Consider the following 22,794-nt stretch of genomic DNA (forward strand, 5'->3'; position numbering starts at 1 on the left):
GTCAATGTTCCGTTCCCAGGTACGCGGCGCGCACCTTGTCGCTGTTCTGCACCTCGGCAGGCGTGCCCTCCATCAGGTGCGTGCCGAACTCCATCACCACGATGTGGTCGCAGATGTCCATCACCAGCCCCATGTCGTGCTCGACCAGCAGGATGCTCATGCCTTCGTCGCGCAGTTGACGCAGCACCTTGCCCAGCGCTTCCTTTTCCTTGTGGCGCAGGCCGGCCGCGGGCTCGTCGAGCAGCAGCAGGGCCGGGTCGGCGCACAGCGCGCGTGCAATCTCCAGCAGGCGCTGCTGGCCCATCGCGAGGTTGCCCGCCAGTTCGTGCAGGTAGTCGCCCATGCCCACGCGCCGCAACTGGCGCTCGGCCTCGCGGAACAGCGCGCGCTCTTCCTGGCGGTCGATGCGCAGCATGGCCGCGATGGCGCCTTTGCGGCCGCGCAGGTGCGCGCCCAGCGCCACGTTCTCCAGCACCGTCATGTCGGCCACCATCTTCACGTGCTGGAAGGTGCGCGACACGCCGCGCTGCGCGATCTGCCGCGCACCCAGCCCGCCGACGGCCTCGCCGCGGAAGCGCACCGCGCCGCCCGAGAGGCCGAGCACGCCGGTGATCAGGTTGAAGGTGGTCGACTTGCCCGCGCCGTTCGGCCCGATCAGGCCGACGATCTGGCCGGCGCGCGCCTGGAAGCTGATGTCGTTCACTGCCACCAGACCGCCGAAGGTCTTGCGGATGGCCTGCACGTCGAGCACCACCTCGCCGGCGGCCGGCTTGGCGCGCGCGGGCAGGTCTTTCGCGTCCTGCCAGTCGACGCTGCGGCGCGGACGCGGCAGGCGCCGGTCGACAAAGGCCCAGAGGCCCTCGGGCAGGTACTTGAGCACCAGCACGATCATGATGCCGAACACGATCAGCTCGTAGCTGCCGGCCGTGCCGATGAGCTTGGGCAGCAGCACCTGCAGCTGGTCTTCGAGCAGCTTGACCACGCCCGCGCCGGCAATGGCGCCCCACACGTGGGCCGCGCCGCCGAGCACCGCCATGAACAGGTACTCGATGCCCATCTTCAGTCCGAAGGGCGAGGGGTTCACCGTGCGCTGGAAGTGCGCGAACAGCCAGCCCGAGATCGAGGCCAGCATGGCCGCCAGCACGAAGATGCCGATCTTGAAGCGCAGCGTGTTCACGCCCATGGCCTCGGCCATCTGCGAGCCGCCGGCCAGCGATCGGATGGCGCGGCCGCTGCGCGAGTCGAGCAGGCGTATCACAGCGAATGCCGCGACGATCGCAAAGACCCAGACCACGCCGTAGAAGAAGCGCTGCTGGCCGAACTCGAAGCCGAACAGCGACAGGCCCTTGACGCCCAGGATGCCGTCGTACTTGCCCAGCGCATCGAGGTTGCCCATCAGGTAGTACAGCGACAGCGCCCAGGCGATGGTGGCCAGCGGCAGGTAGTGGCCAGACATGCGCAGCGTGATGGCGCCGATGATCGATGCGCTGATGCCGGTGAGCGCCAGCCCGATGAAGAGCGTGACCCACGGCGACAGCCCTGTGTTCACCGTGAGGTAGGCCGTGGTGTAGGCACCGATGCCGACGAAGGCCGCCTGCCCGAACGAGGTGAGGCCGCCCACGCCGGTGAGCAGCACGAGGCCCAGCACGGGCAGGGTGTAGATGCCGATGTAGTTGAGCTGGATGATCCAGAAGTCGGGCAGCGGCAGGAACGGCAGCACGGCCAGCACCAGGATCAGCGCGAGCGGGCCCCATGTGCGCAGCGCGCTCTTGTCGGGCGCGTGGGGCGGCGTTGTGTTGATTAGCGCTTCCATGTCAGTGATCCGTTGCGCGTTGTCTTTGTTTGCTTGTCGTGGGTTTGTTCGGGGCGAGTGCACAGGCCACCGGGTACTCCCCTCCGCGAATGTCCCCCGCCCTTCGGGCTCCTCCTTTATTTCGCTGCGGGGAGCACCCGGCGCCCTGTGCACAACGAGCGCTGCTCTTGTGCTGGCTGATCAACAAGTCCTCTGAACGATCACGACGGCGGGGTGCCTTGCGCAGCGAAATAAAGGAGGAGGCCGCAGGCCGGGGGACATTCGCGGAGCAAGGTACCCCGTCGGCGTGAGCGCGCCCTGAACGCCCGGCATGAACCAACAGGAGGAAGGAGTTCATCAGTGCTCCTCGTCCGAATGACCGCTGCGCAAAGAACGCCACAGAAGCACGGGCAGGATGATGGTGAACACGATCACCTCCTTGAACGAGCTGGCCCAGAAAGAGCCGAAAGCCTCGATCACGCCCACCGCCAGGGCACCGATCAGCGCGCCCGGATAGCTCGCAAGACCGCCGATCACGCCGGCGACGAAACCCTTCAGGCCGATGAGAAAACCCGAGTCGTAGAACACCGTCGTCGTCGGCCCGATCAACAGCCCCGACAACGCACCGATCAGCGCCGCCATCGCGAACGTGAGCTGCCCCGCAGCCTGCGTCGAGATGCCCATCAACCGCGCGCCGAGCCGGTTCACCGCCGTCGCGCGCAGCGCCTTGCCATACAGGCTGCGCTCGAAGAAAAGCCACAGCAGCACGATCAGCGCCGCCGACACGCCGAAGATGATCAGCGCCTGCCCGCTCACGTTCAGCGGCCCCAGCGCCATGCGCTCGTCCCAGAACGGCGGATTGCGAAAGCCCTCGGCGCCGAAGAACAGCAGGCCCAGCCCCGTCATCGCGAAATGCACGCCGACCGAGACGATCAGCAGCACCAGCGAACTCGCGCCCGCCAGCGATTGATAAGCCACCCGGTACACCAGCGGCCCGAAAGCCGTGACGATGAACACCGTGAGCAGCGCCTGCACGCCGATCGGCAGGTTGCGCGGGCCGGCCCAGGCCGACACCGCGCAAACCACGGCCGGCAGAGCGAAGGTGCGCAGCGCTGCCTTCAGCCCGGCGGCCGCGCTGCCGCTGTGGCGCCAGATGCTCACCAGGTCCATCAGCGCGGCGACGCCGGCCAGGATGAGCAGCAGCCACACCGTGCCCGGCGTCTTGCCGGTCTGGAAGATCGCCAGCGTCAGCGCGCCGTACGCCACGAATTCGCCCTGCGGGATGAAGATGACGCGGGTCACCGTGAAGACGAGCACGATGCCCATGCCCAGCAGGGCATAGATCGCGCCATTGGTGAGTCCGTCCAGCGTCAGGATGCTGGCGATCGAGAGATCCATGGCGTGTGTGTGATGCGGCTGGAGAAAGGGTTTACTGCTCGACCTTGAACGCGCCGTTCACCACCTTGAGCATCACGCCGGTCTCGGTCGTGTAGCCCCAGTGGTCCTGCGCCGTCCAGTTGAGCACGCCGTGCGCGAGCACCGTGCGGCCCATGCTTTCGAGCGCGTCGCGCAGCGCGGCGCGGAACTCCGGCGTGCCGGGCTTGGCCTTCTTGAGCGCGACCGGCACGGCCTTCTCGAGCACCGTGAGTGCGTCGGCCGCGTGGCCGGCGAACTGGTTGCGCGAGCCGGGGCCGTAGGCCTTCTCGTAGCCCTGCACGAAGGCGACCGCGGCGGCCTTCGACGGATGGCTGTCGGGCAGTTGCTCGGCCACCGTGGCGGGGCCCGACACCACGAAGGTGCCTTCGGCGTCCTTGCCGGCGGTGCGCATCAGGTCTTGCGTGGCGGCGGCGTGCGTCTGGTAGACCTTGCCCTTGTAGCCGCGCTCCATCACCGCCTTCTGCGGCATGCCCGCGCCGCTGCCCGAGGCCACGATCAGGATCGCGTCCGGGTTGGCCGAGGTGAGCTTGAGCACCTGGCCGGTCACGCTGGTGTCGGCGCGCGCGAAGCGCTCGGTGGCGACGATCTTGATGCCGTTCTTGGCGGCTTCGGCGGTGAGCGCCTTGAGCCACAGCTCGCCGTACGCGTCGGTGTAGCCGAGGAAGCCGACCGTCTTCACGTTCTGCTTCTTCATGTGCGCGACCACCGCATAGGCCATCACGTCGTTCGATTGCGGCAGGCGGAAGAACCACTTGTCCTTGCCCGGTGGCAGGCCGGCCGGCGCGGTCGACAGTTGCGGCGTGCCCGCTTCGGCCGTGACGTCGGCCATGGGAATGGCGACCGGCGTGGCGCTGGAGCCGATGATGATGTCGGCCTTGTCTTCGGTGACGAGGCGCTGTGCGTCCTTCACGCCCGTGGTCGGGTCGGTCGCGTCGTCGAGCACCACCACCTTGAGCGTTTCGCCCGCGATGGTCTTGGGCCAGATCGCGATGCCGTTCTTCACCGGAATGCCCAGGCCCGAGGCGGGGCCGGTGAGCGGCTGCACCACGCCGATGGTGATGTCGGCATGGGCGAAGCCCGCAGCCATGAGCGCCAGTACGGCGGCGAGAGTGGTCTTCCTGAAGGTCATCGATGTCTCCTGATACGTTGTGGGGCGGGAACTCGGATACGCGAAAAGGATGCGGCTCAGCGCGGCGCCATGCGCAGCGCGCCGTCGAGGCGGATCACCTCGCCGTTGAGGTGGCCGTTGGTGACGATGTGGCAGGCCAGTTCGGCGAATTCCGAAGGCTTGCCCAGGCGCGGCGGGAACGGGATGGACGCGGCCAGCGACTGCTGCACCGGTTCGGGCAGTTCCAGCAGCAGCGGCGTGGCAAAGAGGCCCGGCGCCACGGTGCACACGCGGATGGCGTGCTGCGCCAGGTCGCGCGCCATTGGCAGCGTCATGCCGACCAGGCCGCCCTTGGAGGCGCTGTAGGCCTGCTGGCCCACCTGGCCGTCGAAGGCAGCCACCGATGCGGTGAAGAGCATCACGCCCTTTTCGCCGTTGTCGAGCGCCGCGAGCTTGGCGCAGCGCGCGGCGAACAGGCGCGCCATGTTGTAGCCGCCGATCAGGTTGATGTTGACCACGCGCACGAAGTCTTCGAGCGGCGCGGGGTTGCCGTCCTTGCCGACGATGCGCTTGGCGCTGCCGATGCCGGCCACGTTCATCAGGATGCGCGCGGTGCCGTGCGCGGCCTCGGCCTTGTCGAGCGCGGCGTTCACGCTGTCGGTGTCGGTGATGTCGCAGACGCAGGCGATACCGCCGATCTCGGCGGCCACCTTCTCGGCCAGTGCGGAATTGCGGTCGAGCACGGCGACCTTGGCGCCCAGGCGCGCGAGTTCGCGTGCGGTGGCTTCGCCAAGGCCCGATGCGCCGCCGGTAACGAGGGCGGCTTGTCCTTCGATCTTCATTCTTGTGTCTCCTGGATGGTGTTAGCGGGGCTTGAGGGTGAAGGGCAGCGTGCCGTCGTGCATCGCGTCGGCCAGCGCGGCGCGGTGCTTGAGCACCGAGCGCTGGTTGATGGAGCCCTTGTCGGTCACTTCGCCCTTGTCGATGGACGGCGGCTCGGCCATCAGGTGCAGCCGTGCGATGCGGTTGGCACTGCCGGTGGCGCTTGCGGCCAGCGTGTCGACCACCTGCTGGAAGTGCCCCTGCACCGGCGCGCTTTCGAGCACCTGCTGCATCGGGGCGTCGGCCGGCAGGCCTGCGAGCTGCCGCACCTTCTGTGTAGGGAAGATCAGCGCGCCCACTTCCTTCAGGTTGATGCCGGTCAGCACCGCGTCCTGCACATAGGGTGCGCCGGCCGCGATGATCTTCGCGCGCATCGGGCCTACGCTCACGAAGGTGCCGGTGGCGAGCTTGAAGTCTTCCGCGATGCGGCCGTCGAAGCGCAGGCCGCGGTGGATGTTGCCGTCGTCGATCCACTTCACCGCGTCGCCGGTGGAGAAGAAGCCTTCTTCGTCGAAAGCCTCGGCCGTGGCATCGGGTGCGCGCCAGTAGCCGGGCGTGATGTTGGGGCCGCGGTAGCGCACTTCGGTCTTGCCGTCGACGTCGATCAGCTTGAGCTCGATGCCGGGGGCGGGCAGGCCCACGTCGCCCGACTTCACGTCGGGGCCGGTCACGTACAGCGCAAAGGGGCCCGACTCGGTCATGCCCAGGCCGGTGCCCATGACGATGCGCTCGCCCACTTCCGACTCCTGCGTCTTGTGCAGGCTGTCCCACACGGGCTGCGACAGCGCGGCGCCCGAGTAGAAGAACATCTTCACGCGCGACAGCAGGTTGCGGCGCAGCACCGCATCGGTTTCCATCGCATGCGCGATGGCCTCGAAGCCGGTGGGCACGTTGAAGTAGATGGTGGGCGCGATCTCGCGCAGGTTGCGCAGCGTCTCGGCCATGCCCGCGGGCGTGGGCTTGCCGTCGTCGACGTAGAGCGTGCCGCCGTTGTCCAGCACGATGCCCACGTTGTGGTTGCCGCCGAAGGTGTGGTTCCAGGGCAGCCAGTCGACCAGCACCGGCGGCTCGTCGCCCAAGGCGGGAATCGACTGGCGCAGCTGCTGCTGGTTGGCGCACCACATGCGGTGCGTGTTGATGACGGCCTTGGGCATCTTGGTGGAGCCCGAGGTGAAGAGGAACTTGGTGATGGTGTCGGGGCCGGTCGCGCGCATCGCTTCGTCGATGGCGGGCGTGGCGGGCGTCGAGGCCAGCGCGTCGAGCGAGGTGGTGGTGCGGCCTTCTAGCTGGCCTTCTGCAATGACGACTTCGGTCCCGGCCGGAACGACCGCCGCAATGGCGCGGCCGTAGCGTGCGGCATCGGTGGCGAACACGAGGCCCGGTGTCAGCGTGTCGAACACATGGCGCAGCTTCTCGAAGTCCTGGCTCACGAGCGAGTAGGGCGGCGAGACGGGGCAGTAGGGCACGCCGGCGTAGAGGCAGCCGAGCGCGAGCAGCGCATGCTCGATGCCGTTCTCGCTGAGGATGGCCACGGGCCGCTCCGCGCCCAGGCCGCGATTCAGCAGGGCTTGTCCGATACCGCGGGCCTTCTCCAGCGCCTCGGCGTAGCTCACGCGGATCCAGTCGCCGGTGCTGCCGTCAGCCAGCCGTTCGCGGCGGGCAATGAAGGTGCGCTCGGGCGCCTGCTCGGCCCAGTGCGCGAGGCGGTCGGTCATGCGCTCGCGGTAGGTTTCGAGCTGCGTCTCGGCGGTGAGGTACTGCGTGCCCGGTGTGCCATCGCGCAGCACGGCGCGCGTGACACCGAAGGCCAGCGGGCGGTATCGAACGGTCATTGGAAAGTCTCCCCCATGCTGTGCCACTGCGTGGCTTCGCTCGCCCGTGCGGCGCTCATCCCTTGCTCACCTTCGCGCCCCGGCCTTCGAGGAAATCGCGCACGCGTTCCTTGGCTTCGGGTGCGGCCTGTGCAATGCCGGCCATGAGCGCTTCGGTGAAGAAGCCGTGGTCGGCCGACTGCTCGGCGATGCGCGGCAGCGCATGCATGAGCGCGTAGTTGGTCAGCGGCGCGTTGGTGGCCACGCGCTTGGCGAGCTCGAAGGCCTTGTCGAAGGCCGTGCCCTCGTCGACCAGGTACTGCGCGAAATTGGCGCGCTCGCCGTCCTCGGCGTTGTAGACGCGGCCGGTCATCATCATGTCGGTCATGCGCGCCACGCCGATCAGCTTGGGAATGCGCACCGAGCCGCCGCCGCCCACGAAGATGCCGCGCGAGCCTTCGGGCAGCGCGTAGAAGGTGCTGCGGTCGGCCACGCGGATGTGGCAGGCGCTGGCCAGCTCGAGCCCGCCGCCGACCACCGCGCCGTGCAGCGCGGCGATCACAGGCACCGGGCCGTGCTGGATCAGGTCGAGCGCGGCGTGCCACATGCGCGAGTGCTGCATGCCCTGGCCGGCGTCGCGCTCCTTCAGCTCGCTGAGGTCAAGGCCGGCGCAGAAGTGCGGGCCTTCGCCGTCGATCACCGCGGCGCGCACGGTGGAGGGCAGCTTCTCGAAAGTGTCGCGCAGTGCGAGGATCAGGCCGTCCGACAGTGCGTTGCGCTTGGAGCCGCGCGTCAGGCGGACGATGGCGACTTCGTCGCGGATGTCGAGTTGGAGGTCTGGATTGGTCATGGGAAGGTGTTCGGGGTTGCGTTGGATTATGGTTATGAGAAATAATCAATTCAAGGCATTCGAGCCTGCCCGAAGCTAGGGATTTACCCGCACTGGAGACAAACACATGGACTACGAGAACCTCGTTGCGATCGACATCCACACGCATGCCGAAGTGAGCTGCTGGAACCCGTTCGACAACTATGGCGAGGAGTACGACCGCGCCGCCGACAAGTATTTCGGCTCCAGCGGCCGGCCCACCATCGCGGAGAGCGTGGCGTACTACCGTGAACGCAAGATCGGGCTGGTGATGTTCATGGTCGACGCAGAGTCGAACATGGGCCGCCGGCGCATTCCGAACGAAGAGATCGCGGAGGCGGCGAAGAACAACAGCGACATCATGATCGCCTTCGGCAGCATCGATCCGCACAAGGGAAAGATGGGTGCGCGCGAGGCGCGCCGGCTCATCGAGGAACACGGCGTGAAGGGCTTCAAGTTCCACCCGACGGTGCAGGGCTACCACCCCTACGACAAGATGGCCTGGCCCATCTACGAGGTGATTGCGGAATACGGCCTGCCGGCCATCTTCCACACCGGCCACAGCGGCATCGGCTCGGGCATGCGCTGCGGCGGCGGCCTGCGGCTGGAGTACAGCAACCCGATGCACCTGGACGACGTGGCCATCGACTTCCCCGACATGCAGATCGTCATGGCGCACCCCAGCTTCCCCTGGCAGGACGAGGCGCTGAGCGTGGCCACGCACAAGCCCAACGTGTGGATCGACCTGTCGGGCTGGAGCCCCAAGTACTTTCCGAAGCAGCTGGTGCAATACGCCAACACGCTGCTGAAGGACCGCATCCTGTTCGGCAGCGACTACCCGCTGATCACGCCCGACCGCTGGATGCGCGACTTCGAGAACGCCGGCTTCAAGCCCGAGGTGATGCCCGGCATCCTCAAGGGCAACGCGGTGCGCCTGCTGAAGCTGGCCGCCTGAGGGGACGCGCTACTGCGCGTCCGCCTCTTCCTTCGCGGCGGCCTCCTCTGCGTCGAGCCGGTCCCAGTCGCGCCCCGAGCGGCGCTGCCGCTCCTCGCGCTCGCGCGCCATCTGTTCCTCGAACTGCTGGCGGCCGGCCTTGTTGGCGGCGATCAGCTTGGCGCGGTCCTTGTAGTGGGGATAGATCTCGTCGCCGAGCTTGATGTTCCGGAGGCGAAAACGCATGGTCGATTCGCGCGCCTCGTGCGCCGGCCAGCCCAGCGCTTCGAGCGTCGCGCGGGCGCTGCGCAGCGACGACTCGAACACCTCGCGCTCCACATCCGTCACGCCACGGTCGCGCAGCTGGAACAGGTGCGTCACGTTGCGTGCCCGCGCGATGATGCGGGCCTGCGGGAAGTTCTCTCTTACCAGATCGACGATTTCCAGCGACTGCTCGATGTCGTCCACCGCCACCACGATGGCCTTGGCCGTACCGGCGCCCGCGGTGCGCAGCAGGTCGAGCCGAGTGGCGTCGCCGTAGAACACGCGAAAGCCGAACTGGCGCAGGCCTTCGACGGTGTCGGCGTCGTGGTCGAGCACGGTCACGCGCAGGCCCTGCGACATCAGCATGCGCCCGACGATCTGGCCGTAGCGGCCGAAGCCGCAGATCAGCACCTTGGCGTCCTGCTGCTCCGAGATTTCTTCGAGCTGCGGCCCGGTGCTGCGGCTGTAGCGCGGCAGCACGAACTTGTCGAGCAGCACCAGCAGCAGCGGCGACAGCAGCATCGACAGCGCCACCGCGCCGATCAGCAGCGACGTGATTTCGGGCGGCAGCACGTCGGGCCCCGCGGCCTGGAACACCACGAACGCGAATTCGCCGCCCTGCGCGAGCAGCAGCGTGAACACAGGCCGCTCCTGGTAGGCGATGCCCATGGCCTTGGCCAGCGCGTAGATCACCACCAGCTTGACGACCATGAAGCCGACCACCAGCGCCGCCATGATCCAGGGGCTCGCGATCAGCACGCCGAAGTTGATCGACATGCCCACCGCAATGAAGAACAGGCCCAGCAGCAGGCCCTTGAAGGGCTCGATGTCGGTCTCCAGTTCGCGCCGGTATTCGCTCTCGGCCAGCAGCACGCCGGCGAGGAAGGCGCCCAGCGCCATCGAAAGGCCCACCAGCTGCATCAGCGCCGCGATGGCCACCACCAGCAGCAGCGCCGCGGCGGTGAAGATCTCGGGCGTGTCGCTGCGCGCGATCCAGCGCAGCACCGGGCGCAGCAGCAGCCGGCCGCCGAGGATGATGCCGCCGATCACGCCGATGATCTTCGCGGCCTCCAGCGCGCGGTCGAGCCCGCTGATCGAATGCTCGGCGGCGGTGGCGCCGGCCAGCAGCGGCAGCAGCGCGAGGATGGGGATGGCCGCCACGTCCTGGAACAGCAGGATCGAGAAGCCGGCCTGTCCGCTGGGCGTCTTCAGCAGGTTGCGCTCGCCGAACACCTGCAGCGCGATCGCGGTGGACGACAGCGCCAGGCCCAGCGAGGCCACCAGCGCCACGCGCCATTCCGCGCCCACCGCACAGCCCGTGGCAAACAGCACCGCGGCGCAGCTGACCACCTGCGCGGTGCCCCAGCCGAAGATCGGGCGGCGCAGGTTCCACAGGCGCTTGGGCTCGAGTTCGAGGCCCACCAGGAACAGCATCAGCACCACGCCGAACTCGGCGAAGTGCAGCACGTCCTGGACGCTGGACACCAGCCCAAGCCCCCAGGGACCGATGGCGATGCCGGCCACGAGGTAGCCGATGATGGAGCCGAGGCCCAGGGCCTTCGACAGCGGCACCACCAGTACGGCGGCGCTCAGGTAGATCAGGCTGCTGGTCAGCCAGGCGGGTGCGTGTTCCATCAGGGTGCCTTGCTTGCGGAAGCCGTGGCCAGCCCGTGGGTCATGGCGCTGCGGAAGGCGTTGGATACGGCCTTGCCGATGTCGTCCGGATCGGCCGGACGATCGGCTTCGGGCACCGGACAGGCGATGCAGGTGTCGAGTTCCTCGATCTCGGGCCAGTCGGGGTAGCTCCCCAGGCGCTGGGCAAAGGTCTGGACGTGCGCCTCTACCTCGGCCTCGGGGGCACTGCGCGCGCCGTGGAAGATCAGCGGCGGCAGGAAGCGCATGCCGCACAGCGCGGCGGTCTGCTCGTAGGGCGGCAGGAAGGCGTCGAAGAAATAGCGGTGGTAGCTCTGCGGGTGGTAGCTGGGCTCCGGGCTGCCTGTGGTGGCCACCAGCCAGAGGTCCTTGCCCTGCAGCGCCGTGCCGCCGGGGCCGTAGGCCCAGCCGTAGGTGAGCACGTCGTCGAGCCAGAGCTTCTGCAGCGCGGGCATGGAATACCACTGGATCGGGTGCAGCAGCACCACCAGGCTGGCCTTGGCGAGCCGGGCCTGCTCTTCCTCGACGTCGATGGAGAAGTCGGGGTAGCTGCCGTAGAGGTCGTTCACCTCGACGTCCGGCACTGCGCGGGCGGCGGCCAGCATGCGGCGGTTGACGCGCGAATCGCGCCAGTGCGGGTGCGCCGCCAGCACGTAGATGCCGCCAGGACCGGCGGCGGTGGTTCCCATGGATGTTGTTGTCGTCATGCCGAGAACATATCTCAGTCAGGGCCGGCGCGTCGGGCAAAAACGCGCCAGCGACTACCATTCCGGCTGTCCCAGTTCTGGAGGAGTGCCTTATGCCGGTGGTTCTGGTCGCCAATCCCAAGGGCGGGGTCGGCAAGTCGACGATCGCGACGAACGTCGCGGGCTATTTCGCAAGCCGTGGCCATGCCGTGATGCTGGGCGACGTGGACCGCCAGCAGTCCTCCCGGCTGTGGCTGGGCCTGCGCCCAGCCCAGGCCCGCCCCATCGCCACCTGGGAAGCCGCCGGAGACAGCACCGTGGTGCGGCCGCCGCGCGGCACCACGCACGCGGTGCTGGACACGCCGGCAGGGCTGCACGGCTGGCGCTTCAAGGAAGTGCTGGCGCTGGCCGACCGGGTGATCGTGCCGCTGCAGCCGAGCATCTTCGACATCTACGCGACGCGCGACTTTCTCGACCGGCTCAAGGAACAGCGCCGCGCCGAAAAAACGCAGATCGGCCTCGTCGGCATGCGGGTGAACGCCCGTACGCTGGCCGCGGACCGGCTGCACGAGTTCATCGAGGGGCTCGGCGTGCCGGTGATCGGCGAATTGCGCGACACCCAGAACTACGTGCAGCTCGCGGCCCGCGGGCTCACGGTGTTCGACATCGCCCCGGGCCGCGTGCAGCGCGACCTGGAGCAATGGCAGCCGATCTGCCAATGGCTCGACGCCTGAAGGCGCCTCCCGGTTTTCCCTGAGCCCGGTTGTCGCGAGCCCGACAGCCGGCCGCCCGCCCTTGGCACCAGAATGCCCCGCATGACCAAAAAGACATTCCAGACCCTTCAGGATCTCTCCGCCTGCGTCGGCCAGGAAGTCGCCGTGAGCGACTGGATCACCATCACGCAGGAGCAGGTCAACCAGTTCGCCGAGGCGACGGGCGACCACCAGTGGATCCATGTCGATGTGGAGCGGGCCAAGGCCGGCCCTTTCGGCGCGCCCATTGCGCACGGTTTCCTCACGCTGTCGCTGCTGCCGCGATTCTTCGAGACGGCCATCGACGTGGTGGAGTCGCGCATGGGCGTGAACTACGGCATGAACCGGGTGCGCTTCATGTCGCCGGTGCCGGTGGGCAAGCGGCTGCGCGCGCGCATGAAGCTGCTGAGCTCCGAGCCCATTGCCGACGATGGTTTCCAGATGACCTGGGAAACCACCATCGAGCTGGAAGGCGCGGCCAAGCCGGCCTGCGTGGCGGAGTCGGTCGCGCGGCGCTACCGCTGACCTTCTCCGGCTTTTCTTACATCCGGCGGTCGGTCACTTCGCCGTAGGTGGCGGCGCCCTGGCGCGTGATGCTCAGCGCGCTCTGGCGTACCGCGCCGCGGTCGGTGCTGCCGTCGCGGGCCTGGAGTGCGCCCGTGCCGCCATTCGTGACCCTGAACGGCTGGCGCGCGTCGGCCTGAACCTGCGCCCGCGACAGCGTCGACTGGAAGGGGGCCGGCGGCAGCGGGTTCTGCTCACCCTGGAAGGCTTGGGCGCTGCCGGCAAATGCCAGCGTGGCGAAGACGGCAAGGGCGATCGGCTTGGTGTTCATTGCAAGACTCCTGGCTAACTGGGTTGATGGACCTGATGCCGGGGCGTTTTGCGTCCGGCATGCTTTCCATACGGCCGGCATCCCCGATCAGATGCGTTCCCGCCGTGCCTGGAGCCTGCGACTTTGTTTCTTTATGTCACCCGAAGCCGTTTTGCCGCCAGGCTTCGAACACGGTGACAGCCACCGCGTTCGACAGATTCAGGCTGCGCTGCCCTTCGCGCATCGGCAGCCGCAGGCGCTGGGCTTCGGCGAAGCCGTCGCGCACGGCGGGCGGCAAACCGCTGGTTTCCGAGCCGAAGACCAGCCAGTCGCCGGGCTGGAAGCGCACGTCGTGCACGGCCCGGGTGCCGCGGGTGGTGAGGGCGAACATCCGGTCGGCCGGGGGCTGCTCCGCGGCGAGCAGGGCCTGCCAGTCGGCATGGCGCTTGACCTCGGCGTACTCGTGATAGTCGAGCCCGGCGCGGCGCAGCAGGCGGTCGTCCATCGAAAAGCCGAGCGGCTCGACCAGGTGCAGCGTGCAGCCTGTGTTGGCGGCGAGCCGGATGACGTTGCCGGTGTTCGGCGGAATCTCGGGGTGGACCAGGACGATATGGAACATGCGCCGATTGTCGGCGCCCAGGGCGCGGGCTCAGCGCGGCGGGTCGGTGCGGGCCAGCACCACCGCCGTGATGTGGGCCGCGCCGGCCAGCCGCAGCGCTTCGGCAGCCGTGAACAGAGACGCGCCGCTGGTCATCACGTCGTCGACCAGCACGACGCGCCGGCCACTGACTTTTTCCGCGCGCAGCGGCTCCACGGCGAAGGCGCCGCGCAGGTTGAGCAGGCGTTCGGCGCGCGCGAGGCCGCTCTGGGCCGGCGTCTCGCGGGTGCGCAGCAGCAGGCGCGCGTCGGTCTTGCCGGCGGACAGGCGTCGCGCGAGTTCATGTGCCTGGTTGAAACCGCGTTCGCGCAACCGGCCGGGCGCCAGCGGCATCGGCAGCACCAGGTCGCATTGCTCCAGTGCCGGCTCGACCCAGGGCGCGCTGCGCATCAGCGTGGCGAACGGGGCGGCCCAGCCTGCCTCGCCGCGGAACTTGAAGGCGGCGATGGCGTCCGGCCACGGCCAGGCGTAGGTGCAGGCGGCAAGGCAGGCGTCGAGCGGCGGCGGATGCGCAACGCAGTCGCCGCAGCGGGTCACTCCCTCGGGCAACGGCAGGGCGCAGCCGCCGCAGCGTGCAGCGGGAGGGGCGAAGCGGGCCACGCAGGCGTCGCACACCGCGCGCGAGGGCCATGCGCGGCAGACCGCGCACTGGCTCGGCAGCCGCGCGAGCAGGGCGGTGAAAGGACGGAAAGGCCACAGGGCGTGCTGGCTGGACATCGCTCAATATACTCACTGCCCCATGGCCACCGACCCCTCACGACGACCGCCGACCATCGATGCCACGGCGGCTGCCCGCTGGCGTCGCCTTGCACCCGCCGACGGCTCCCCCTGGCTGCACGAGGAAATCGGCCGCCGCATGGAAGACCGGCTGCAATGGATCAAGGCACAGCCCCGCACCTGGGCCAATTGGGCGCCGCTTCGCGGCGGCCTCGAAGCCCATGAACTGGTCGCCCGCCGCTACAAGGACGCAGCCTCCTTCGTCATCGAACCCGAGCCCGCGCTCGCGGCCGCCACCGGCCAGGCGCTGGCCGCGCCGTGGTGGAGCGCACGCCGCTGGCAGGCCGGCAAGGCACGTTTCGACGCGCCGCCCGAAGACGGCGTCGACCTGCTCTGGGCCAACATGTCGCTGCACATGGCGGCCGACCCCGAGGCACTCATCGCGCACTGGCACAAGCTGGTGGCCACCGACGGCTTCCTGATGTTCTCGTGCCTCGGCCCCGACACGGTGCGCGAGCTGCGCGCGCTGCATGCCCGCCTCGGCTGGCCCGCCGCGGGCCACGAGTACACCGACATGCACGACTGGGGCGACATGCTGGTCCATGCCGGCTTCGCCGAACCCGTGATGGACATGGAGCGCATCGTGCTGACCTGGGCCACGCCCGAGGCGGCACTGGCCGAGCTGCGCACGCTGGGCCGCAACCTGCACCCCGGGCGTTTTCCGGCGCTGCGCGGCAGGGCCTGGCACCAGTCGCTGAAGAAGGCACTGCCCGACCTCGCGCCGGCCGAAGAGGGTGGCGGGCGCATCGCGCTGACCTTCGAGGTCATCTACGGCCATGCGTTCAAGCCGGCGCCGCGCGTGTCGCTGTCGGCCGAAAGCGCGGTGTCGCTGCGCGAGATGCGATCGATGCTGCAACGGGGTCGTCCGGGCGCCTGATCGCTGGCCGGCCGGTGGCCGAAAACGCTAGGCGCAGAGGCCGTTTCTTGCCTACTAGTAGTGACCCGTAGGCGTCCCACAGGGCACTCTGGCGCAGGTATCTACCCGCTACAATCCGCCGTTGCGTGGAACTCGCGGGTATTGTCCCGCGATCGAGGGGTGTCGGATCCTGTTTGTACGAGGGGTTTGGCGACCGTCGACGCACCGATTTGCTGAACTCGCCCGTGTCGAATTCCGTGTTTCGATTTGCCACCGTTTCAGGCCAGAGCATTCACTGGTTCCTGAAGCGGAACTGCTCGGTGACGCCGAGCCAGCTTGGCTGGCTCTACGCTTCGCTGTGCGTGGTATCGCTCGGCATTGGCACCCTGTTCTGGCTGCACGGTGCGCCGCTGGTTCTGCCTTTCGCCTGGCTCGAACTGGCCGCTGTCGGATTCGCGTTCATGGTCTACGCGCGGCACGCGACCGATGGCGAAAAGATCGCGCTGCAGGAGGGACGCCTCGTCGTCGAGCTCGAGAACGGCGGGCACTACGAGCGCACGGAATTTCTTCCGCACCAGGTGCGGGTCGAACCCCAGGCCGGCGATCGTTCGCTGATCGAGGTCTCGGGGCAGGGTCGATCGGTCAGGGTGGGGCGCTATGTACGCCCGGAGTTGCGTGCGGCTTTGGCCCGCGAGATTCGCATGGCGTTGCGTGGCGCCTGAGGGGGCTCGCGCAGTGCTGCACGGTTGGGTTTGTCGAAAAATTGAAGAAACGTGAACACGATGAAGAGCATTTGGCGCAATAAGTACAGGCCGGCGAATCTGTTGCTGGCGGCCGGCGCGGCTTTCAGCAGCGCGGCGCACGCAGTCAACGATCTGCCCGGCGGCCCTTCGGTGCGCCAGTTGAATCTTCCGGTCGGCGTGACCAAGATCGCGCAGGAGCAGCATCTGCTCCACACGATCATGATGATCCTGTGCACGGTCATCTTCGTCGGCGTGTTCGCGGTCATGTTCTATTCCATCTGGAAGCACCGCAAGTCGGTGGGCCACAAGGCCGCCAACTTCCATGAGTCGGTGGTGGTCGAGGTCATCTGGACCATCGTGCCCTTCCTCATCGTGATCGTCATGGCGCTGCCCGCCACCAAGGTGCTGGTGGCCCAGAAGGACACCACCAACGCCGACCTCACGATCAAGACCACGGGCTACCAGTGGAAGTGGGGCTACGACTACCTGAACGGCGAAGGCGAGGGCCTGGCCTTCATCTCCACGCTCGACAGCTCGCAGCGCGCCATGTCCGACGCCGGCGCCAAGGGCGCGATGCCTGACGACTACTTGCTCAAGGTCGACTACCCGCTGGTGGTGCCGGTCAACAAGAAGATCCGCATCATCACCACCGCCAACGACGTGATCCACGCCTTCGCGGTGCCGCAGCTGGGCCTCAAGCAGGATGCCATTCCGGGCTTCGTGCGCGACACCTGGTTCCGCGCCGAAACCATCGGCACCTACTACGGCCAGTGCCAGGAACTGTGCGGCAAGGAACACGCCTTCATGCCGATCCAGGTGAAGGTGGTCTCGGCCGCCGACTACACCGCCTGGGTTGCCGACCAGCGCAAGATCGCCGCGGCCAAGCTCGACGACCCGACCAAGGTCTGGACGCTGCCCGACATGATGGTTCGCGGCGAGAAGGTCTACGCTGCCAACTGCGCCGCCTGCCACCAGGCCAACGGCAAGGGCGCGGGCCCGATCAAGGCGCTCGACGGCGACCCGAAGGTGCTCGACGCCGACCACACGGTGCAACTGCATGTGCTGCTCAACGGCCAGAACAACGGCGCCATGCCGTCCTGGAAGCAACTGAGCGATACCGACCTCGCGGCCGTGGCCACGTACACCAAGAACAGCTGGTCGAACAAGACTGGCCAGCTGGTGCAGCCGGCCGAAGTGCTCGCCCTGCGCGGCAAGTGATGCGACAGCGTCCCGCGACGAAGAAATTGCAAGGAACAACGAAATGAGTGCAGTCCTCGACCCCCACGGTCACGCAGTCCCAGGCGACCACGCACACGACGAGCATCACGATCACCACGCGCCCACCGGCTGGCGCCGCTGGGTGTTCGCGACCAACCACAAGGACATCGGCACGCTCTACCTGCTGTTCAGCTTCACCATGCTGATGGTGGGCGGCGTGCTCGCGCTGCTGATCCGCGCCGAGCTGTTCCAGCCCGGCCTGCAGCTGGTGAACCCCGAGCTGTTCAACCAGTTCACCACCATGCACGGCCTGATCATGGTGTTCGGCGCCATCATGCCGGCCTTCGTGGGCTTCGCGAACTGGATGATCCCGCTGCAGGTGGGGGCCTCCGACATGGCCTTCGCGCGCATGAACAACTTCAGCTTCTGGCTGCTGATCCCGGCGGCGCTGATGCTGGTGGGTTCGTTCTTCATGCCCGGCGGCGCACCCGCCGCGGGCTGGACGCTGTACGCGCCGCTCACGCTGCAGATGGGCCCCTCGATGGACGCCGGCATCTTCGCGATGCACATCATGGGCGCTTCGTCGATCATGGGTTCGATCAACATCATCGTCACCATCCTGAACATGCGCGCCCCCGGCATGACGCTGATGAAGATGCCGATGTTCTGCTGGACCTGGCTCATCACCGCCTACCTGCTGATCGCCGTGATGCCCGTGCTCGCCGGCGCCATCACCATGACGCTGACCGACCGCCACTTCGGTACCAGCTTCTTCAACCCCGCTGGCGGCGGTGACCCGGTGATGTACCAGCACATCTTCTGGTTCTTCGGCCACCCCGAGGTCTACATCATGATCTTGCCGGCCTTCGGCATCATCAGCCAGGTGGTGCCGGCATTCGCCCGCAAGAAGCTCTTCGGCTATGCCTCGATGGTGTACGCCACCTCGTCGATCGCCATCCTGTCGTTCATCGTGTGGGCTCACCACATGTTCACGACCGGCATGCCGCTCACCGGCCAGCTGTTCTTCATGTACGCGACCATGCTGATCGCGGTGCCTACGGCCGTGAAGATCTTCAACTGGATCGCCACCATGTGGCAGGGCTCGATGACCTTCGAGACGCCCATGCTGTTCGCGGTCGGCTTCATCTTCGTGTTCACGATGGGTGGCTTCACCGGCCTGATCCTGGCCGTCGCGCCCATCGACACGCAGCTGCAGGATACCTATTACGTGGTGGCCCATTTCCACTACGTGCTGGTGGCCGGCTCGCTGTTCGCCATGTTCTCGGGCTTCTACTACTGGGTGCCCAAGTGGACCGGCGTCATGTACAACGAGACGCGCGGCAAGGTGCACTTCTGGTGGTCGCTGATCTCGTTCAACGTGACCTTCTTCCCGATGCACTTCCTGGGCCTGGCCGGCATGCCCCGACGCTACGCCGACTACCCCATGCAGTTCGCCGACTTCAACGCCGTGGCTTCGGTCGGCGCGTTCTTCTTCGGCTTCGCGCAGGTGTACTTCTTCCTGTTCGTCGTGTTTCCGACCATGCGCGGCAAAGGCGAGAAGGCTGCGCAGAAGCCGTGGGAAGGCGCCGAAGGCCTCGAGTGGGAAGTACCGTCGCCGGCGCCGTTCCACACCTTCGAGAACCCGCCCAAGCTCGACGCGACCGCCACCAAGGTGATCGGTTGAACGGCTTCGCGGCAGCAACAGCCACCACGCGATGACACCCGAACAGAAACGCAACAACCGGCGCATGGGGCTCACGCTGGCCTCCATCGCCGTGGTGTTCTTCATCGGCTTCATCGTGCGCATGGTCTGGTTCGGCGCGCGCTGAGCCGCCGGCCACCGAACGGGAGCACCAGCATGAGCATCGGTCAACGCATCCGCCGCGCCAATGTCCGCATGGTCGGCAAGCTGGCCGTCGTGGCCTGCGGAATGTTCGCCTTCGGCTATGCGCTGGTGCCGATGTACCGTGCCATCTGCGAGATGACGGGCATCAACATCCTCGCGCTTTCCGAGCTGGAGGTGCCCGGCGGCGCCAGCGGCGGCAAGAAGGTGCGCGTGCCCGACAACACGCAGGTCGACATGACCCGCACCATCACGGTGGAGTTCGACTCCAACGTGCGCGGTGGCCTCTGGGACTTCAAGCCCGCGGAGCGGACCATTCAGGTGCATCCGGGCCAGCTCAACACGGTGATGTACGAATTCCAGAACGTGCAGAACCGCCGCATGGCCGCGCAGGCCATCCCGAGCTACGCGCCCCAGCAGGCAGCGCCCTACTTCAACAAGCTCGAGTGCTTCTGCTTCAACCAGTACACGCTCGATCCGGGCGAGAAGAAGCAGTGGCCGGTCGCTTTCGTGATCGACCCGAAGATTTCCAAGGACGTGAAGACCATCACGCTGTCGTACACCTTCTTCGAGGTGGGCGGCAAGACGCCCGCGGCACCGGTCGCCGCCGTTTCGAATGCCCCGAATGAGCCGCGCTCGTGACCACGCCGCCCGAACGGCCGAAGGCTTCGAAGGCTTCGCTGTGGGACACCGTGAAGGCGGTGGCGTGGTCGTTCTTCGGCGTTCGCAAGAACAGCGCCTACCAGGAAGACCTGGGCAAGCTGAACCCGCTGCACATCATTGCGGTGGCGTTCGTGGCCGTGATCGTCTTCGTGGTCGCGCTGGTGCTGCTGGTGCGCCATGTGGCCACGGCCTGAACGAGCAGAATCCACTGAATCGAGAGAAGAAAGAAAGCCAGGAGCAGCTGATATGAGTTCAACCACCCACGGCGCCACGCCCTACTACTTCGTGCCCGGACCGTCGGCCTATCCGGTTTCGGCGGCGATCGGCCTGTTCTTCGTGATCCTGGGCGCAGCGCAATGGATCAACGGCCATGCGTGGGGCGCCTGGTCGCTGCTGGCGGGCATGCTGATCTGGCTCGGCACGCTGTTCGTGTGGTTCCGTGCCGCTATCGGCGAGAGCGAGAGCGGGCAGTACGGCCACAAGGTGGACCTGTCGTTCCGCTGGAGCATGAGCTGGTTCATCTTCTCCGAAGTGATGTTCTTCGGCGCCTTCTTCACCGCGCTGTGGTGGGCCCGCACCCATGCGCTGCCGACACTCGGCAGCCTGGACAACGCAATCCTCTGGCCCGACTTCAAGGCCGTGTGGCCCAGCATGGCTGCCGGCGCCACCGGTTCCCCGGCCGGCATCGTCGAGCCCTTCCAGACCGTCGGCCCGTTCTGGCTGCCCACGATCAATACCGCGCTGCTGCTGAGCTCGGGCGTGACCCTCACCATAGCCCACCACGCGCTGCGTGCCGGCCATCGCGCGCAGACCATCCGTTTCATGTGGATGACCGTGCTGCTCGGCCTGATCTTCCTGGGCGTGCAGGGCTACGAGTACCACCACCTGTACACCGAACTGAACCTCAAGCTCAGCTCGGGCACCTACGGTTCGACCTTCTTCATGCTGACCGGCTTCCACGGCCTGCACGTGTTCATCGGCATGCTGATGCTGCTGTTCATCACCCTGCGCCTGCGCAAGGGGCACTTCACGCCGGAGCGCCACTTCGGCTTCGAAGGCGCGGCCTGGTACTGGCACTTCGTCGACGTGGTCTGGCTCGGCCTTTACATGCTGGTCTACTGGCTTTGATCGAAGCACCTCGCGGCATTCCACAAAAAAGGCGCCGGAAGGCGCCTTTTTCATGGTTCTCGTGGAACGAGCACCACCTACTTGCCGAGCGGGAGTCCGGTGGGCTGGATGTAGCCGAGTTTCCAGGCGAGCAGCATGCAGAGGAACAAAAATACCGAGAGCCCGATCCGAAAGGTGAGGGCGCGCGCCATGCCGCCGCTCTTGGCGCGCCCGTTGCGCCCGTCCTTCAGCATGAAGAACAGGGCAAACGCGAGGCTCGCGAAGATGCCCACGAACACCAGGGCGACGAAATATTTCATGACCCGCATTATCGGCCGCACGCCCCGCTTCCTCCAGTGACTCCCCAACCCCTGTATTCCGAAGACCGGCGCCGTCCCGGTCGTTTCTGGCTGATCACCATCGCCGCCGTGCTGACGCTGGCGGCCACCGTTTCGCTGGGCCGCTGGCAACTCTCGCGCGCCGCGCAGAAAGAGGCGCTCCAGGCCAGCATCGATGCCCAGAAGCAGAAGCCCCCGTTGACCCAGGCCGAGTTCCTGGCGCTGCAGCAGCCTTCCGACGAACTGCATCGCCCGGTGCGCCTGCGCGGCCTCTGGCTCACGCCGCAGACCGTGTACCTCGACAACCGCCAGATGCACGGCGTGCCCGGCTTCTACGTGTTGACGCCGTTCGCGCTCGAGGGCACCGAGCAGACGGTGATGGTCCAGCGCGGCTGGGTGCAGCGCAATTTCGTCGACCGCACGAAGCTGGGCGCGGTCGACACGCCGGCAGGCATCGTGGAGGTCACGGGCCTGATCGAGCCGCCGCCGAGCCATCTGCTGGAACTGGGTACGTCCGCTCCCGCCCCCGCGGCACCGGCAGCCGCGCCCGCAACAGCGGCGACGCCGGAAGCCGCCACGCCGGCCGCGCCAGCCGCGCCGACACCGGCCGCCGAAGGGTATTCGCCCATCCGGCAAAATCTCGACCTGGAGGCCTTTCGCGCCGAGACCAAGATGCCGCTGCGTACCGACGTGTCGCTGCAGCAGACCGGGCCGGCCTCCGAGGGGCTGCAGCGAGACTGGCCGGCCCCGGCGCTGGGCCTCGAGAGGCACTACGGTTACGCATTCCAGTGGTTCGGCCTGTCGGCCCTCGTCGTCATCCTCTATGTCTGGTTCCAATTCATCACACCCTTCCGCCGCGCGAGACGCCGCGCACGCGATGGCCGCTTCTGACGAGCCGCTGGGCCTGACGGTCCATTCGATGCCGTCGCCGAACCAGGCACTCGACGGCGCCGAGGGCCGGCGCACGGTCGTCGGGCGCTGGAAGATGATCGCGGTGATGCTGATGTGCGCGGCGCCGGTCATCGCTTCGTACTTCACTTACTACGTGATCCGGCCCGAGGGGCGCAGCGTCTACGGCGAGCTGATCGATCCGCAGCGCGAGCTGCCGAAGTTCATTGCCACCGATCGCAATGGCGCGCCGGTCGACCTGGCCACCCTCAAGGGGCAATGGCTGCTGGTTGCGGTGGCCGATGCCGCGTGCGATGCGCTGTGCGAGCAGCAGCTCTACCTGCAGCGGCAACTGCGAGAAAGCCTGGGCCGCGAAAAAGACCGCATGGACCGCGTCTGGCTCGTGAGCGACGCCGCGCCTGTGCCCGAACGCCTGAACAACGGCCTGCACGGCGCGACCGTGCTGCGCGTGCCGGCCGACGAACTGGCCAAGTGGCTGGTTCCCGTGTCGGGCCATACGCTGGCCGAACACCTCTACGTGGTCGACCCGATGGGCCACTGGATGATGCGTTTCCCGGCGCGCATGGACGCCGCGGGCGCCAGCCGCGCCAAGCGCGACCTCGACCGCCTGCTGCGCGCCTCGGCGTCGTGGGACAAGCCGGACCGCTGACAGGCCGGCAGACAGATAGACAGACAAGCAGC

25 protein-coding genes are annotated in these 22,794 nt (G+C 67.4%); 13 read left to right on the top strand and 12 right to left on the bottom strand.

From position 1 onward, the window contains the following. Position 1 precedes the first annotated feature (1 nt). The 6 genes from ACWV14_RS06010 to ACWV14_RS06035 form a co-directional block, all read right to left on the bottom strand. Positions 2 to 1,813, bottom strand: a complete 1,812-nt coding sequence (locus ACWV14_RS06010) for a branched-chain amino acid ABC transporter ATP-binding protein/permease (protein WP_454907710.1) — start codon at positions 1,811 to 1,813, stop codon at positions 2 to 4. 336 nt (positions 1,814 to 2,149) lie between these two features. Further along, positions 2,150 to 3,190, bottom strand: coding sequence for a branched-chain amino acid ABC transporter permease (locus tag ACWV14_RS06015; RefSeq protein WP_454907709.1), 1,041 nt, complete (start codon positions 3,188 to 3,190; stop codon positions 2,150 to 2,152). Between the two features lie 31 nt (positions 3,191 to 3,221). After that, the gene (locus ACWV14_RS06020) at positions 3,222 to 4,358 is read right to left on the bottom strand and encodes an ABC transporter substrate-binding protein (RefSeq protein ID WP_454907708.1); all 1,137 of its coding nucleotides are present in this window, start codon (positions 4,356 to 4,358) and stop codon (positions 3,222 to 3,224) included. A gap of 56 nt (positions 4,359 to 4,414) precedes the next feature. Then, complete coding sequence (locus tag ACWV14_RS06025) at positions 4,415 to 5,179, bottom strand: SDR family NAD(P)-dependent oxidoreductase (protein ID WP_454907707.1); 765 nt, start codon at positions 5,177 to 5,179, stop codon at positions 4,415 to 4,417. A 21-nt stretch (positions 5,180 to 5,200) separates the two neighbouring features. After that, complete coding sequence (locus tag ACWV14_RS06030) at positions 5,201 to 7,051, bottom strand: feruloyl-CoA synthase (protein ID WP_454907706.1); 1,851 nt, start codon at positions 7,049 to 7,051, stop codon at positions 5,201 to 5,203. Between the two features lie 55 nt (positions 7,052 to 7,106). Beyond that, the gene (locus tag ACWV14_RS06035; RefSeq protein ID WP_454907705.1) at positions 7,107 to 7,880 is read right to left on the bottom strand and encodes a crotonase/enoyl-CoA hydratase family protein; all 774 of its coding nucleotides are present in this window, start codon (positions 7,878 to 7,880) and stop codon (positions 7,107 to 7,109) included. A 106-nt stretch (positions 7,881 to 7,986) separates the two neighbouring features. Between ACWV14_RS06035 and ACWV14_RS06040 the strand changes: the two genes are divergently transcribed. Then, positions 7,987 to 8,853: an amidohydrolase family protein gene (locus tag ACWV14_RS06040; RefSeq protein WP_454907704.1), complete on the top strand. Its 867-nt coding sequence runs from the start codon at positions 7,987 to 7,989 to the stop codon at positions 8,851 to 8,853. Between the two features lie 9 nt (positions 8,854 to 8,862). Here the strand turns inward: ACWV14_RS06040 and kefC are convergent, their stop codons facing one another. After that, positions 8,863 to 10,731 carry a glutathione-regulated potassium-efflux system protein KefC gene (gene kefC / locus ACWV14_RS06045; protein WP_454907703.1) on the bottom strand — a complete coding sequence of 623 codons (1,869 nt, stop codon included), beginning with the start codon at positions 10,729 to 10,731 and terminating at the stop codon, positions 8,863 to 8,865. Further along, on the bottom strand, positions 10,731 to 11,456 hold the full coding sequence (kefF, locus tag ACWV14_RS06050) for a glutathione-regulated potassium-efflux system oxidoreductase KefF (protein WP_454907702.1): 726 nt from the start codon (positions 11,454 to 11,456) through the stop codon (positions 10,731 to 10,733). Before kefF ends, kefC begins: the two co-directional genes overlap by 1 nt. 92 nt (positions 11,457 to 11,548) lie before the next feature. Here kefF and ACWV14_RS06055 point away from each other — a divergent pair, with 92 nt between their 5' ends. Both ACWV14_RS06055 and ACWV14_RS06060 read left to right on the top strand, forming a co-directional pair. Continuing rightward, the gene (locus tag ACWV14_RS06055) at positions 11,549 to 12,169 is read left to right on the top strand and encodes a nucleotide-binding protein (protein WP_454907701.1); all 621 of its coding nucleotides are present in this window, start codon (positions 11,549 to 11,551) and stop codon (positions 12,167 to 12,169) included. Between the two features lie 72 nt (positions 12,170 to 12,241). Beyond that, entirely contained in the window at positions 12,242 to 12,712 is a 471-nt protein-coding gene (locus ACWV14_RS06060) for a MaoC family dehydratase (protein ID WP_081269935.1), read from the top strand. Between the two features lie 16 nt (positions 12,713 to 12,728). Here ACWV14_RS06060 and ACWV14_RS06065 read toward each other — a convergent pair whose 3' ends face one another. The 3 genes from ACWV14_RS06065 to ACWV14_RS06075 all read right to left on the bottom strand — a co-directional run bounded on the left by ACWV14_RS06065 (position 12,729) and on the right by ACWV14_RS06075 (position 14,376). Beyond that, complete coding sequence (locus ACWV14_RS06065; RefSeq protein ID WP_454907700.1) at positions 12,729 to 13,022, bottom strand: DUF4148 domain-containing protein; 294 nt, start codon at positions 13,020 to 13,022, stop codon at positions 12,729 to 12,731. A gap of 136 nt (positions 13,023 to 13,158) precedes the next feature. Continuing rightward, positions 13,159 to 13,620 carry a tRNA (uridine(34)/cytosine(34)/5-carboxymethylaminomethyluridine(34)-2'-O)-methyltransferase TrmL gene (gene trmL / locus ACWV14_RS06070; RefSeq protein WP_422085086.1) on the bottom strand — a complete coding sequence of 154 codons (462 nt, stop codon included), beginning with the start codon at positions 13,618 to 13,620 and terminating at the stop codon, positions 13,159 to 13,161. A 30-nt stretch (positions 13,621 to 13,650) separates the two neighbouring features. Next, on the bottom strand, positions 13,651 to 14,376 hold the full coding sequence (locus ACWV14_RS06075; RefSeq protein ID WP_454907699.1) for a phosphoribosyltransferase family protein: 726 nt from the start codon (positions 14,374 to 14,376) through the stop codon (positions 13,651 to 13,653). Positions 14,377 to 14,398: 22 nt separating this feature from the next. Between ACWV14_RS06075 and ACWV14_RS06080 the strand changes: the two genes are divergently transcribed. The 8 genes from ACWV14_RS06080 (at position 14,399) to ACWV14_RS06115 (ending at position 20,887) form a co-directional block, all read left to right on the top strand. Then, positions 14,399 to 15,313: a biotin synthase gene (locus tag ACWV14_RS06080; RefSeq protein ID WP_454907698.1), complete on the top strand. Its 915-nt coding sequence runs from the start codon at positions 14,399 to 14,401 to the stop codon at positions 15,311 to 15,313. 224 nt (positions 15,314 to 15,537) lie between these two features. Beyond that, positions 15,538 to 16,014, top strand: coding sequence for a DUF2244 domain-containing protein (locus ACWV14_RS06085; protein WP_081269930.1), 477 nt, complete (start codon positions 15,538 to 15,540; stop codon positions 16,012 to 16,014). A gap of 60 nt (positions 16,015 to 16,074) precedes the next feature. After that, on the top strand, positions 16,075 to 17,253 hold the full coding sequence (coxB, locus tag ACWV14_RS06090; protein WP_422085089.1) for a cytochrome c oxidase subunit II: 1,179 nt from the start codon (positions 16,075 to 16,077) through the stop codon (positions 17,251 to 17,253). Positions 17,254 to 17,296: 43 nt separating this feature from the next. Continuing rightward, on the top strand, positions 17,297 to 18,937 hold the full coding sequence (gene ctaD / locus ACWV14_RS06095) for a cytochrome c oxidase subunit I (protein WP_422085090.1): 1,641 nt from the start codon (positions 17,297 to 17,299) through the stop codon (positions 18,935 to 18,937). A gap of 31 nt (positions 18,938 to 18,968) precedes the next feature. Beyond that, positions 18,969 to 19,082, top strand: a complete 114-nt coding sequence (locus ACWV14_RS06100; protein WP_216639236.1) for a cytochrome oxidase small assembly protein — start codon at positions 18,969 to 18,971, stop codon at positions 19,080 to 19,082. A 29-nt stretch (positions 19,083 to 19,111) separates the two neighbouring features. Further along, positions 19,112 to 19,738 (top strand): cytochrome c oxidase assembly protein, encoded by a 627-nt coding sequence (locus tag ACWV14_RS06105; RefSeq protein ID WP_106936887.1) that lies wholly within the window; start codon positions 19,112 to 19,114, stop codon positions 19,736 to 19,738. After that, positions 19,735 to 19,953, top strand: a complete 219-nt coding sequence (locus ACWV14_RS06110; RefSeq protein WP_454907697.1) for a DUF2970 domain-containing protein — start codon at positions 19,735 to 19,737, stop codon at positions 19,951 to 19,953. The genes ACWV14_RS06105 and ACWV14_RS06110 overlap by 4 nt, the downstream gene beginning before the upstream one ends. Before the next feature lie 52 nt (positions 19,954 to 20,005). Continuing rightward, positions 20,006 to 20,887 (top strand): cytochrome c oxidase subunit 3, encoded by an 882-nt coding sequence (locus ACWV14_RS06115; RefSeq protein WP_454907696.1) that lies wholly within the window; start codon positions 20,006 to 20,008, stop codon positions 20,885 to 20,887. 77 nt (positions 20,888 to 20,964) lie between these two features. On the opposite strand, the gene ACWV14_RS06120 is transcribed toward ACWV14_RS06115, so the two are convergent. Then, positions 20,965 to 21,195: a twin transmembrane helix small protein gene (locus ACWV14_RS06120; RefSeq protein WP_081269924.1), complete on the bottom strand. Its 231-nt coding sequence runs from the start codon at positions 21,193 to 21,195 to the stop codon at positions 20,965 to 20,967. 27 nt (positions 21,196 to 21,222) lie between these two features. Here ACWV14_RS06120 and ACWV14_RS06125 point away from each other — a divergent pair, with 27 nt between their 5' ends. Then, the gene (locus ACWV14_RS06125) at positions 21,223 to 22,095 is read left to right on the top strand and encodes an SURF1 family protein (RefSeq protein WP_454907695.1); all 873 of its coding nucleotides are present in this window, start codon (positions 21,223 to 21,225) and stop codon (positions 22,093 to 22,095) included. Further along, positions 22,082 to 22,762, top strand: a complete 681-nt coding sequence (locus ACWV14_RS06130; RefSeq protein WP_454907694.1) for a hypothetical protein — start codon at positions 22,082 to 22,084, stop codon at positions 22,760 to 22,762. Before ACWV14_RS06125 ends, ACWV14_RS06130 begins: the two co-directional genes overlap by 14 nt. Positions 22,763 to 22,794: the final 32 nt, after the last annotated feature.

It is taken from the genome of Variovorax durovernensis (assembly GCF_977011995.1).